This is a genomic window from Salmonella sp. NW177, from assembly GCF_051811585.1.
GTDB lineage: Bacteria > Pseudomonadota > Gammaproteobacteria > Enterobacterales > Enterobacteriaceae > Salmonella > Salmonella enterica.
The window spans coordinates 1-12,177 of record NZ_JAMMZV010000007.1; the positions used below are offsets into that span (position 1 = coordinate 1).

The 12,177-nt window shown below is 55.3% G+C and carries 11 protein-coding genes and 1 tRNA gene; 11 read left to right on the forward strand and 1 reads right to left on the reverse strand.

Annotated elements, in window-relative coordinates:
• Nucleotides 1–76 (forward strand) — tRNA-Gly (locus NA986_RS18325).
• A gap of 269 nt (nt 77–345) precedes the next feature.
• On the opposite strand, the gene queG is transcribed toward NA986_RS18325, so the two are convergent.
• A complete protein-coding gene (queG, locus tag NA986_RS18330; RefSeq protein ID WP_001670426.1) occupies nt 346–1,485 on the reverse strand; it encodes a tRNA epoxyqueuosine(34) reductase QueG in 1,140 nt (379 codons plus the stop codon).
• On the opposite strand from queG, the gene nnr reads away from it, so the two are divergent.
• The 10 genes from nnr (at nt 1,484) to NA986_RS18380 (ending at nt 12,109) form a co-directional block, all read left to right on the forward strand.
• A complete protein-coding gene (gene nnr / locus NA986_RS18335) occupies nt 1,484–3,031 on the forward strand; it encodes a bifunctional ADP-dependent NAD(P)H-hydrate dehydratase/NAD(P)H-hydrate epimerase (protein WP_000968675.1) in 1,548 nt (515 codons plus the stop codon). The two genes, queG and nnr, sit on opposite strands and share 2 nt — an antisense overlap.
• Entirely contained in the window at nt 3,003–3,464 is a 462-nt protein-coding gene (gene tsaE, locus NA986_RS18340) for a tRNA (adenosine(37)-N6)-threonylcarbamoyltransferase complex ATPase subunit type 1 TsaE (RefSeq protein ID WP_000981984.1), read from the forward strand. The genes nnr and tsaE overlap by 29 nt, the downstream gene beginning before the upstream one ends.
• Before the next feature lie 16 nt (nt 3,465–3,480).
• On the forward strand, nt 3,481–4,800 hold the full coding sequence (amiB, locus tag NA986_RS18345) for an N-acetylmuramoyl-L-alanine amidase AmiB (RefSeq protein ID WP_000640362.1): 1,320 nt from the start codon (nt 3,481–3,483) through the stop codon (nt 4,798–4,800).
• A gap of 9 nt (nt 4,801–4,809) precedes the next feature.
• Nucleotides 4,810–6,666: a DNA mismatch repair endonuclease MutL gene (mutL, locus tag NA986_RS18350; RefSeq protein WP_023216965.1), complete on the forward strand. Its 1,857-nt coding sequence runs from the start codon at nt 4,810–4,812 to the stop codon at nt 6,664–6,666.
• On the forward strand, nt 6,659–7,609 hold the full coding sequence (miaA, locus tag NA986_RS18355) for a tRNA (adenosine(37)-N6)-dimethylallyltransferase MiaA (protein ID WP_001000734.1): 951 nt from the start codon (nt 6,659–6,661) through the stop codon (nt 7,607–7,609). Before mutL ends, miaA begins: the two co-directional genes overlap by 8 nt.
• 82 nt (nt 7,610–7,691) lie before the next feature.
• Nucleotides 7,692–8,000 carry an RNA chaperone Hfq gene (gene hfq / locus NA986_RS18360; RefSeq protein ID WP_001051875.1) on the forward strand — a complete coding sequence of 103 codons (309 nt, stop codon included), beginning with the start codon at nt 7,692–7,694 and terminating at the stop codon, nt 7,998–8,000.
• Nucleotides 8,001–8,071: 71 nt separating this feature from the next.
• On the forward strand, nt 8,072–9,352 hold the full coding sequence (hflX, locus tag NA986_RS18365) for a ribosome rescue GTPase HflX (RefSeq protein ID WP_000460338.1): 1,281 nt from the start codon (nt 8,072–8,074) through the stop codon (nt 9,350–9,352).
• A 214-nt stretch (nt 9,353–9,566) separates the two neighbouring features.
• Nucleotides 9,567–10,826 (forward strand): FtsH protease activity modulator HflK, encoded by a 1,260-nt coding sequence (hflK, locus tag NA986_RS18370; RefSeq protein ID WP_000312505.1) that lies wholly within the window; start codon nt 9,567–9,569, stop codon nt 10,824–10,826.
• Between the two features lie 2 nt (nt 10,827–10,828).
• Complete coding sequence (gene hflC / locus NA986_RS18375) at nt 10,829–11,833, forward strand: protease modulator HflC (RefSeq protein ID WP_001232417.1); 1,005 nt, start codon at nt 10,829–10,831, stop codon at nt 11,831–11,833.
• A gap of 78 nt (nt 11,834–11,911) precedes the next feature.
• A complete protein-coding gene (locus NA986_RS18380; protein ID WP_001089290.1) occupies nt 11,912–12,109 on the forward strand; it encodes a DUF2065 domain-containing protein in 198 nt (65 codons plus the stop codon).
• Nucleotides 12,110–12,177 lie beyond the last annotated feature (68 nt).

A 12,177-nucleotide genomic window follows, 5' to 3' on the forward strand; every position in this document is an offset into this window, starting at 1 on the left:
GCGGGAATAGCTCAGTTGGTAGAGCACGACCTTGCCAAGGTCGGGGTCGCGAGTTCGAGTCTCGTTTCCCGCTCCAATTCTTATCTACAGTAAAATTATCCACAACGAATATCGCGTTGGGGCACGTTTTGTTCCGCTTTCGTCAGATCCTTGTAAACAGACTTATCCACAGGGCGGCCCATTACTCCTGGAATGCAAAAAATTATACCTGACGCGTAGAATTTCTATAATTTACTGAAAAATATAGAAAAAATAAGATTTCAAAACGTTAGCGTTATTGACTATTGTTTTTTTCCCTCTTGAATCGCAATGTGTTTTTATTTTTATACACAGCCTGTGAATAATTCAGGCATCGCGCACCAGCCCTTTTTCAATCACCCTGACCAGACGCTGTTTTTTCGGTAGCTGCACTTCAATGATGCAGGCGTTGCGCTTTTCAATTTGTTGCGCAATCGCCCATTCGATATGCTCATCGAGAAGTGGATGCTCACCCTTGCGGCTTTCCAGCGCCGTAATGACGGCATTACTCCACGGCGCATTCCCCAGCGCGACGGCAACATTGCGCAGCCAGCGTAAATGGCCAATGCGCCGAATCGCAGAACCTTCAGTGACTTTCAGAAACTGCGCTTCGCTCCAGCTAAACAACTCAAGCAAATCTGGGTTATGCAGCGCCTTGCGTGGGCTAAAATCTGCTTCGTCGGTCAACTGAGAGTAACGATTCCATGGACAGATAAGCTGGCAGTCATCGCAGCCGTAAATACGGTTGCCTATCAGTGGGCGAAATGCTTCCGGAATAGCGCCTTCCAGCTCAATGGTGAGATAAGAAATACAGCGCCGCGCGTCCACCGTATACGGTTCGACAATCGCCCCGGTCGGGCAAATGGTCATACAGGCGACGCATTTGCCGCAACCTTCCTCGACCGGCTGGTCGACCGGCAGCGGTAAATCAATCAGCAGTTCCCCCAGGAAAAAGAATGAGCCTGCCTCCCGATTAAGGATAAGTGAGTGCTTACCTGTCCAGCCAAGTCCGGCTTTTTCCGCTAATGGGCGTTCAAGAATAGGCGCAGAGTCGACAAACGGTCTAAAATTCAGCGAACCGCAGTACTGCTGGATCTGCTCGCCCAGTTTTTTAAGGCGGCTGCGTAATAGCTTGTGATAATCACGCCCCAGCGCATATCGGCTAACGTAGCCCAGCGTGGGATCCTTCAACGTACTGGCAAACGCGGCGTTGGCGGGCAAATAGTTCATGCGCACGCTGATGACACGTAGCGTACCGGGTAAGAGCTCATGAGGCCGGGCGCGCATCATACCGTGGCGCGCCATCCATGCCATCTCGCCGTGGTATTGTTTGTCCAGCCACGCCTGCAGCGCAGGTTCGGATGCGCGCAGATCGGTATCAGTAATACCGACCTGCTGAAAGCCCAGCTCCAGCCCCCACTGCTTAATATTTTGCGCTAACTGATTGAGATCGAGGGGCTTTGACATGATGGACCATAACATGAAGAAAAACCCTGTAAGTATACCACACTCCATTTGGCCCGCCGATGACATCAAACGGCTGGAACGCGATGCGGCGGATGCCTTCGGACTCACACTCTATGAATTGATGCTGCGCGCTGGCGACGCGGCATTTCGGGTAGCCCGTGACAGTTATCCTGACACCCGACACTGGCTGGTGTTGTGTGGTCATGGCAACAACGGCGGCGATGGTTACGTCGTGGCGCGACTAGCGCAAGCGGCGGGCATTAGCGTAACGTTGCTGGCGCAGGAGAGCGACAAACCGTTGCCTGAAGAAGCGGCGCAGGCGCGCGATGCCTGGCTGAATGCCGGCGGCATTATCCATGCTGCCGATATTATCTGGCCGGAAGCGACGGATCTGATTATCGACGCGCTGCTTGGCACCGGCATAGCCCAGGCGCCGCGCGACCCGGTAGCCGGTCTGATTGAACAGGCGAACGCCCATCCTGCGCCGGTTGTCGCCGTCGATATCCCGTCAGGCCTGCTGGCGCAAACGGGCGCCACGCCTGGCGCGGTGATAAGCGCCGCGCATACGGTCACGTTTATCGCCCTGAAACCAGGCCTGCTGACCGGCAAAGCGCGTGACGTTACTGGCATACTGCATTATGACGCGTTGGGACTGGAAGGCTGGCTGGCGAGCCAGACGCCGCCGCTCCGGCGTTTTGACGCGACGCAGTTGGGGCAATGGCTAACGCCGCGTCGACCGACCTCGCATAAGGGCGATCATGGTCGTCTGGCGATTATTGGCGGCGACCAGGGAACAGCGGGCGCAATTCGGATGGCTGGCGAGGCGGCGCTGCGTACGGGGGCTGGGTTGGTCAGAGTACTGACCCGCGGTGAAAACATTGCGCCGTTGCTGACGGCCCGCCCGGAACTGATGGTACATGAACTCACGCCTCAGTCGCTGGAAGAGAGCCTGACCTGGGCTGACGTTGTGGTGATCGGCCCGGGGCTTGGACAGCAGGAATGGGGCAAAAAAGCCTTACAGAAAGTAGAAAACGTCCGTAAACCTATGCTGTGGGATGCGGATGCGTTGAACCTACTGGCAATCAATCCTGATAAACGTCACAATCGCGTGATTACGCCGCATCCGGGAGAGGCAGCCCGCCTGTTAGGATGTTCTGTGGCAGAAATTGAAAGTGATCGCTTACTTTCAGCACAGCGTCTGGTAAAACGGTACGGAGGCGTGGTCGTGTTAAAAGGCGCAGGAACGATTATCGCCGCTGAACACCACCCTCTGGCTATCATTGACGCTGGTAATGCAGGGATGGCGAGCGGCGGGATGGGCGATGTCCTGTCCGGCATCATCGGCGCATTGCTCGGACAGAAGTTTACCCCGTATGATGCGGCATGTGTGGGATGTGTGGCTCACGGCGCGGCGGCGGACTTACTGGCAGCGCGTTATGGCGCTCGCGGCATGTTGGCGACCGATCTTTTTACTACGCTGCGGCGTATTGTTAACCCTGATGTGATTGACGTAAACCATGATGAATCGAGTAATTCCGCTACCTGACGAACAGGCGACGCTAGACCTGGGGCAACGGGTAGCCAACGCCTGTGATGGCGCGACCGTTATTTATCTGTATGGCGATTTAGGTGCCGGTAAAACGACGTTTAGCCGGGGATTTTTACAGGCGTTAGGCCATAACGGTAATGTAAAAAGCCCCACCTATACGCTGGTAGAGCCTTATGCGCTTGATAACATGATGGTATATCACTTCGACTTATACCGTCTTGCGGACCCGGAGGAGCTGGAGTTTATGGGCATTCGCGATTATTTCGCCAACGACGCCATTTGTCTGGTGGAGTGGCCGCAACAAGGTAAAGGCGTTCTCCCCGACCCGGACGTCGAAATCCATATTGATTACCAGGCGCAGGGGCGTGAGGCTCGCGTAAGCGCGGTATCCTCATCGGGTCATTCGTTACTGGCGCGTTTAGCCGATTAGCTATAAAGGTGGCGGGATGATTTATCGCATCAAAAATGCCGTAATAGCAGCCTTAATCCTGCTGTGCGCGCAGGCGGGCGCCGCCAGTCTCTCTGATATTCAGGTGTCCAACGGCGAGCAGCAGGCGCGCATTACGCTGAGTTTTATCGGCGAGCCGGAATATGCTTACTCACAGGACGGTAAACGGACCGTGGCGCTGGATATCAGGCAGACCGGCGTGATTCAGGGGCTGCCGCTTCAGTTTAGCGGTAACAATCTGGTAAAAACGATCCGTGCCGGAACGCCGAAAGATGCGCAATCTTTACGGTTGCTTGTCGATCTGACGGAAAATGGTAAAACCGAGGCGGTGAAGCGGCAAAACGGCGGCAACTATACGGTCATTTTCACCATTAATGCCGATGTTCCGCCGCCGCCACCGCCTGTCGTCGCGAAACGGGTTGAAAGCGCGCCCCGTCCGACGGAGCCTGCCCGTAATCCGTTTAAATCTTCTGATGATCGCCTGACCGGCGTAACCAGCAGCAATACCGTTACGCGGCCTGCGGCGCGCGCGTCGGCAGGCGCTGGCGATAAAGTGGTGATTGCTATTGATGCCGGACATGGAGGCCAGGATCCCGGTGCGATAGGCCCGGGCGGTACGCGCGAGAAAAATGTCACCATCGCCATCGCGCGTAAGTTACGCACATTACTGAATAACGATCCGATGTTTAAAGGCGTGCTGACGCGTGACGGCGACTATTTTATTTCGGTGATGGGGCGGTCTGACGTGGCGCGTAAGCAAAACGCCAACTTCCTTGTCTCTATTCATGCGGATGCCGCGCCAAATCGCGACGCCACCGGTGCCTCCGTCTGGGTATTGTCCAATCGTCGCGCGAACAGCGAAATGGCAAACTGGCTTGAGCAGCATGAGAAGCAATCCGAACTGTTAGGCGGCGCTGGCGATGTGCTGGCGAACAGTCAGTCAGACCCTTATCTGAGCCAGGCGGTACTGGATTTGCAATTCGGTCATTCGCAGCGGGTAGGGTATGATGTGGCGACGAACGTACTAAGCCAACTCGACGGCGTGGGGTCGCTGCATAAACGCCGCCCGGAACACGCGAGCCTGGGCGTGTTGCGTTCGCCGGATATCCCGTCCATTTTGGTGGAGACGGGCTTTATCAGTAATCACGGCGAAGAGCGATTGCTGGCGAGCGACCGCTATCAGCAGCAGATTGCTGACGCTATATACCGGGGGTTGCGTAAGTACTTTGCAGCGCATCCGATCCAGTCTGCGCCGCAGGGCGGCCCAGGCCAGACGGCCAGTACCAACCAGCCTGGCGCCATAACCGCCGCGAATTAAGGAGATTTCATGCCGATTCAGGTTCTGCCGCCGCAGCTTGCGAACCAAATCGCCGCTGGCGAAGTGGTGGAACGCCCTGCGTCGGTTGTTAAAGAGCTGGTAGAGAATAGTCTGGATGCAGGCGCCACCCGCGTTGATATCGACATCGAGCGTGGCGGCGCGAAGCTTATTCGTATTCGCGACAATGGCTGCGGCATTAAAAAAGAGGAGCTGGCGCTGGCGCTGGCCCGTCATGCCACCAGTAAAATCGCCTCGCTTGACGATCTGGAAGCGATTATCAGTCTGGGATTTCGCGGCGAAGCGCTGGCCAGTATCAGTTCGGTCTCGCGTTTGACGCTAACGTCGCGCACGGCGGAGCAGGCGGAAGCCTGGCAGGCGTATGCGGAAGGGCGCGACATGGACGTGACGGTAAAACCCGCCGCGCACCCGGTCGGCACCACCCTGGAAGTTCTGGATCTCTTTTATAATACGCCCGCCCGGCGCAAATTCATGCGTACCGAAAAAACGGAATTTAATCATATCGATGAGATCATCCGTCGTATTGCATTGGCCCGTTTTGACGTCACGCTTAACCTGTCGCACAACGGCAAATTGGTACGACAGTATCGCGCTGTCGCAAAGGACGGGCAAAAAGAGCGCCGGTTAGGCGCCATCTGCGGCACGCCGTTTCTCGAACAGGCACTGGCGATCGAGTGGCAGCATGGCGATCTGACCCTGCGCGGCTGGGTCGCCGATCCGAATCACACCACCACGGCGTTAACGGAGATCCAGTACTGTTATGTGAATGGCCGCATGATGCGCGACCGCTTGATCAACCATGCCATTCGCCAGGCCTGTGAAGATAAACTGGGCGCGGACCAACAGCCTGCGTTTGTATTGTATCTGGAGATTGACCCGCATCAGGTGGATGTCAATGTTCATCCCGCCAAGCACGAAGTGCGTTTTCATCAATCCCGGCTGGTGCACGACTTCATCTATCAAGGGGTGCTGAGCGTTCTGCAACAGCAGACGGAAACGGCGCTGCCGCTTGAGGAGATTGCGCCAGCGCCGCGGCATGTCCCGGAAAACCGTATCGCCGCCGGGCGCAACCATTTTGCTGTACCCGCCGAGCCAACTGCGGCGCGCGAGCCCGCGACACCGCGTTATTCCGGCGGCGCATCGGGCGGCAACGGCGGGCGTCAGTCCGCAGGTGGTTGGCCGCACGCGCAGCCAGGTTATCAGAAGCAGCAGGGCGAGGTTTATCGCGCGCTTTTACAGACGCTGGCGACGAGCCCCGCGCCGGAGCCGGTTGCGCCTGCGCTTGACGGACATAGCCAGAGTTTTGGTCGCGTACTGACGATAGTCGGCGGTGACTGCGCGTTGCTGGAACACGCGGGGACTATCCAGCTCTTGTCGCTGCCGGTTGCGGAGCGTTGGCTGCGTCAGGCGCAGCTTACACCGGGTCAAAGTCCGGTTTGCGCGCAGCCGTTGCTGATTCCGCTGCGTTTAAAAGTGAGCGCCGATGAAAAAGACGCGCTGCAAAAAGCCCAATCTTTGTTGGGAGAATTGGGTATTGAATTTCAGTCAGATGCGCAGCATGTGACCATTCGGGCGGTGCCTTTACCCTTACGACAACAAAATTTACAAATCTTGATTCCTGAACTGATAGGCTACCTGGCGCAACAGACCACATTTGCAACGGTCAATATTGCACAATGGATAGCGCGTAATGTGCAGAGCGAACATCCGCAGTGGTCGATGGCGCAGGCCATATCGCTGCTGGCGGATGTTGAGCGGCTATGTCCGCAGCTGGTAAAAGCGCCGCCGGGTGGCCTGTTACAACCTGTTGATTTACATTCGGCGATGAACGCCCTGAAGCATGAATGATGTAAGCAAGGCGAGCCTGCCTAAGGCGATATTTTTGATGGGGCCGACGGCCTCCGGCAAAACGGCGCTGGCGATAGAACTGCGTAAAGTTTTGCCAGTAGAGTTGATAAGCGTTGATTCCGCCCTCATTTATCGGGGAATGGATATTGGCACGGCTAAGCCGAATGCCGATGAGCTGAAAGCGGCGCCGCATCGACTGTTGGATATACGCGACCCGTCGCAGGCGTATTCGGCGGCGGATTTTCGCCGCGACGCGTTAGCGCAAATGGCGGAGATCACCGCTGCGGGGCGTATCCCGCTGTTAGTGGGCGGTACCATGCTGTATTTTAAGGCATTGCTGGAAGGGTTATCGCCGCTGCCTTCAGCAGATCCGGAAGTCAGATCCCGGATAGAGCAGCAAGCAGCGGAGCTTGGATGGGAGGCGTTGCATCAGCAACTTCAGGAGATAGATCCGGTTGCCGCCGCGCGAATTCATCCAAATGATCCGCAAAGACTTTCCCGGGCACTGGAAGTTTTTTTCATTTCGGGTAAAACTTTAACGGAGCTAACGCAAACGTCAGGAGACGCGCTACCGTACCAGGTGCATCAGTTCGCTATCGCCCCGGCGAGCCGTGAACTGCTCCATCAGCGCATTGAACTGCGTTTTCATCAGATGTTGGCTTCAGGTTTTGAAGCAGAAGTCCGGGCGCTTTTTGCCCGAGGAGATTTGCATACGGACTTGCCTTCCATCCGTTGTGTGGGATACCGCCAGATGTGGTCATACATTGAGGGCGAAATCTCATATGATGAAATGGTTTATAGAGGTGTTTGCGCCACGAGACAGTTGGCGAAGCGCCAGATGACCTGGTTGCGCGGTTGGGAAGGGGTGCGCTGGCTTGACAGTGAGAATCCCGATCGGGCGCGAAAAGAAGTATTACAGGTTGTTGGTGCTATCGCAGACTGAATGTGTACAATTGAGACGTATCGTGCGCAATTTTTCAGAATCGAAAGGTTCAAAGTACAAATAAGCATATAAGGAAAAGAGAATGGCTAAGGGGCAATCTTTACAAGATCCGTTCCTGAACGCATTGCGTCGGGAACGTGTTCCAGTTTCTATTTATTTGGTGAATGGTATTAAGCTGCAAGGTCAAATCGAGTCCTTTGATCAGTTCGTGATCCTGTTGAAGAACACGGTCAGCCAGATGGTTTATAAGCACGCGATTTCTACTGTTGTCCCGTCTCGCCCGGTTTCCCATCACAGCAACAATGCCGGTGGCGGCGCCAGCAATAACTACCATCACGGTAGCAACGCGCAGGGTTCTACTGCGCAACAGGACAGCGAAGAGACTGAATAAGTTCACGCGCTGTTTATCCATGTCGGGGGCGTCGGATAATCGCCCCCGCTGGTTATTAAGAGGGTTTACGCTTGTTTGACCGTTATGATGCCGGTGAGCAGGCGGTACTGGTACACATCTATTTTTCGCAAGACAAAGATATGGAAGACCTCCAGGAGTTTGAATCTCTGGTCTCTTCCGCCGGTGTCGAAGCAATGCAGGTGATTACCGGTAGCCGTAAAGCACCGCACCCGAAGTACTTTGTAGGTGAAGGTAAGGCAGTTGAAATTGCGGAAGCCGTGAAAGCGACTGGCGCAGCGGTCGTATTGTTTGATCATGCATTGAGTCCAGCCCAGGAGCGAAACCTGGAGCGTTTGTGCGAGTGCCGGGTTATCGATCGCACCGGTCTTATCTTAGATATTTTTGCCCAACGTGCGCGTACCCATGAAGGTAAGTTGCAGGTTGAGCTGGCGCAGCTACGCCATCTGGCTACGCGTCTGGTGCGTGGCTGGACCCACCTTGAACGTCAGAAAGGCGGGATTGGTTTGCGCGGTCCGGGTGAAACCCAGCTCGAAACCGACCGTCGTTTACTGCGTAATCGCATTGTGCAGATTCAGTCGCGCCTGGAGAAGGTTGAGAAGCAACGTGAGCAGGGGCGGCAGTCGCGCATCAAGGCCGACGTTCCGACGGTATCGCTGGTGGGCTATACCAACGCCGGAAAATCCACCCTTTTTAATCAGATCACTGAAGCGCGGGTCTATGCGGCAGATCAGCTATTTGCGACGCTGGACCCGACCTTACGTCGTATTGATGTAGCGGATGTCGGTGAAACCGTTCTGGCGGATACGGTAGGCTTTATCCGCCATTTACCGCACGATCTGGTGGCTGCCTTTAAAGCTACCCTGCAGGAGACGCGTCAGGCGACGCTGCTGCTGCATGTGGTCGATGCGGCGGATGTTCGCGTGCAGGAAAACATCGAGGCGGTAAACACCGTTCTTGAAGAGATTGACGCTCACGAAATCCCCACCTTAATGGTGATGAACAAAATCGATATGCTGGACGACTTTGAACCGCGTATCGACAGAGATGAAGAGAATAAACCCATCCGCGTTTGGCTTTCAGCGCAAAGCGGCGTGGGGATACCACAGCTTTTTCAGGCTTTGACGGAGCGTCTTTCCGGCGAGGTGGCGCAGCATACGCTGCGTTTGCCGCCGCAGGAAGGGCGTCTGAGAAGTCGGTTTTATCAGCTTCAGGCAATAGAAAAAGAGTGGATGGAGGAAGACGGTAGCGTCAGTCTGCAGGTACGAATGCCGATTGTCGACTGGCGTCGCCTCTGTAAACAAGAACCGGCGTTGATCGAATACGTGATCTAGACGCGAAGTCATTCAGGTCGTATTGAAGCGGTAGCTGAGAGAATTTCAGGAGCTCACAACGAAGTGACCTGGGGTAAAAAAGCCGCCACTCAGGACGCAGCCTGAAAGATGATGTCTGTAACGGCGGTTCGTCTGAAGCATGGAGTAATTTCGCCTTATCCTCTGAGGTCGAAAGACAACGGGGATCACCGCATAACAAATATGGAGCACAAACATGGCGTGGAATCAGCCCGGTAATAACGGACAGGACCGCGACCCGTGGGGAAGCAGCAAACCTGGCAGCAACTCTGGGGGAAATGGAAACAAAGGTGGCCGCGATCAGGGACCTCCCGATCTGGATGATATCTTCCGTAAGCTGAGTAAAAAACTCGGTGGTTTTGGGGGCGGTAAAGGCACCGGTTCCGGCGGCGGTAGCTCATCGCAAGGCCCGCGTCCGCAACTGGGAGGCCGTATTGTCGCCATCGCCGCGGCGGCAGTAGTCATTATCTGGGCGGCCAGCGGTTTTTATACCATTAAAGAAGCCGAGCGCGGCGTTGTGACGCGTTTTGGTAAATTCAGCCATCTGGTAGAGCCAGGTCTGAACTGGAAGCCGACATTTATTGACGACGTCACGCCGGTGAACGTCGAAGCGGTGCGCGAACTGGCGGCGTCAGGCGTGATGCTGACGTCTGATGAAAACGTCGTGCGCGTTGAAATGAACGTGCAATACCGCGTCACCGATCCGCAGAAATATCTGTTTAGCGTGACCAGCCCGGACGATAGCCTGCGTCAGGCCACCGACAGCGCGCTGCGTGGCGTCATTGGTAAATACACGATGGATCGCATCCTGACCGAAGGCCGTACCGTTATTCGTAGCGATACCCAACGCGAGCTGGAAGAGACTATCAAACCGTACAACATGGGGATTACCCTGCTGGACGTGAACTTCCAGGCTGCGCGTCCGCCGGAAGAGGTGAAAGCCGCCTTTGACGACGCGATTGCCGCACGTGAAAACGAGCAGCAGTACATTCGTGAAGCGGAAGCGTATACCAACGAAGTTCAGCCGCGCGCCAACGGTCAGGCGCAGCGTATTCTGGAAGAGGCACGCGCCTATAAAACCCAGACTATCCTGGAAGCGCAGGGTGAAGTCGCCCGGTTTGCGAAGATTTTGCCGGAATATAAAGCCGCGCCGCAGATTACACGCGAGCGTCTGTATATTGAAACGATGGAAAAAGTGCTGAGCCATACCCGTAAAGTACTGGTTAACGACAAGAGCGGTAATTTAATGGTGCTGCCGTTAGATCAGATGCTGAAAGGCGGGAATGCGCCGGCGGCAAAGAGCGACAATAGCGCCAGCAACCTGCTGCGCCTGCCGCCGTCCACAAAGTCTAACGCCAGCGGAGCAAGCAACACGTCGTCCTCAAATCAGGGCGATATTATGGACCAACGCCGCGCGAATGCGCAGCGTAACGACTACCAGCGTCAGGGGGAATAACGATGCGTAAGTCAGTTATTGCGATTATCATCATCGTGCTGGTAGTGCTCTACATGTCCGTCTTTGTGGTCAAAGAGGGCGAGCGCGGCATTACGCTGCGTTTTGGTAAAGTTCTGCGTGACGATGAGAACAAACCGCTGGTTTACGCGCCGGGTCTGCACTTTAAGATCCCGTTTATTGAATCAGTGAAAATGCTTGATGCGCGTATCCAGACGATGGATAACCAGGCCGATCGCTTTGTGACTAAAGAGAAGAAAGACCTGATTGTCGACTCCTACATCAAATGGCGTATCAGCGACTTTAGCCGTTACTATCTGGCGACCGGCGGCGGCGATATTTCGCAAGCCGAAGTGCTGTTAAAACGTAAATTCTCGGACCGTTTGCGTTCTGAGATTGGTCGCCTGGACGTAAAAGACATCGTGACCGATTCTCGTGGTCGTCTGACTCTGGAGGTGCGCGACGCGCTGAACTCCGGTTCAGCCGGTACCGATGATGAAGTGGCGACCCCGGCGGCGGATGACGCGATTGCCGAAGCGGCGGAACGCGTCACGGCGGAAACCAAAGGTAAAGTACCGGTCATCAACCCGAACAGTATGGCGGCGTTGGGTATCGAAGTGGTCGATGTGCGTATTAAGCAGATCAACCTGCCGACCGAGGTTTCTGAGGCGATTTACAACCGTATGCGCGCCGAGCGTGAAGCGGTCGCGCGTCGTCATCGTTCACAAGGTCAGGAAGAAGCGGAAAAACTGCGTGCGGCTGCTGACTATGAGGTGACGAAAACTCTGGCGGAAGCCGAGCGTCAGGGGCGTATCATGCGTGGTGAAGGTGATGCTGAAGCCGCGAAGCTGTTTGCCGACGCGTTCAGTCAGGACCCTGATTTCTACGCGTTCATTCGTAGTCTGCGCGCTTACGAGAAGAGCTTCGAAGGTAATCAGGACGTGATGGTATTGAGCCCGGACAGCGATTTCTTCCGCTACATGAAGACACCGAGTTCGACGACACGCTAAAATAGCGTCAGCGGTTTTAGACCAGCAAAACCACCGCATCCAAAGGATGCCGGTGGTTTTCTTTTATAAGGGCGATAAATGAATTCAACAATTTGGCTGGCGCTTGCTCTGGTATTAGTCCTCGAAGGGCTGGGACCGATGCTGTATCCCGGCGCATGGAAAAAAATGGTTTCGGCACTGGCGCAACTGCCGGAAAATGTTTTACGACGTTTTGGCGGCGGACTTGTGGTTGCGGGAGTTGTGGTCTACTACATGTTGAGGAAAACGATTGGCTGAGCAAAAAGTGGTCGGATTTGCCGCAGATTGAGTGCAAAAAGTGCTGTATATCTGAAAAAGCGATGGTA

Coding starts and splice junctions, on each gene's coding strand:
- nnr (WP_000968675.1), top strand. CDS start 1,484: ATGATGGACCATAACATGAAGAAAAACCCTGTAAGTATACCACACTCC.
- queG (WP_001670426.1), bottom strand. CDS start 1,485: ATGTCAAAGCCCCTCGATCTCAATCAGTTAGCGCAAAATATTAAGCAG.
- tsaE (WP_000981984.1), top strand. CDS start 3,003: ATGATGAATCGAGTAATTCCGCTACCTGACGAACAGGCGACGCTAGAC.
- amiB (WP_000640362.1), top strand. CDS start 3,481: ATGATTTATCGCATCAAAAATGCCGTAATAGCAGCCTTAATCCTGCTG.
- mutL (WP_023216965.1), top strand. CDS start 4,810: ATGCCGATTCAGGTTCTGCCGCCGCAGCTTGCGAACCAAATCGCCGCT.
- miaA (WP_001000734.1), top strand. CDS start 6,659: ATGAATGATGTAAGCAAGGCGAGCCTGCCTAAGGCGATATTTTTGATG.
- hfq (WP_001051875.1), top strand. CDS start 7,692: ATGGCTAAGGGGCAATCTTTACAAGATCCGTTCCTGAACGCATTGCGT.
- hflK (WP_000312505.1), top strand. CDS start 9,567: ATGGCGTGGAATCAGCCCGGTAATAACGGACAGGACCGCGACCCGTGG.
- hflC (WP_001232417.1), top strand. CDS start 10,829: ATGCGTAAGTCAGTTATTGCGATTATCATCATCGTGCTGGTAGTGCTC.
- NA986_RS18380 (WP_001089290.1), top strand. CDS start 11,912: ATGAATTCAACAATTTGGCTGGCGCTTGCTCTGGTATTAGTCCTCGAA.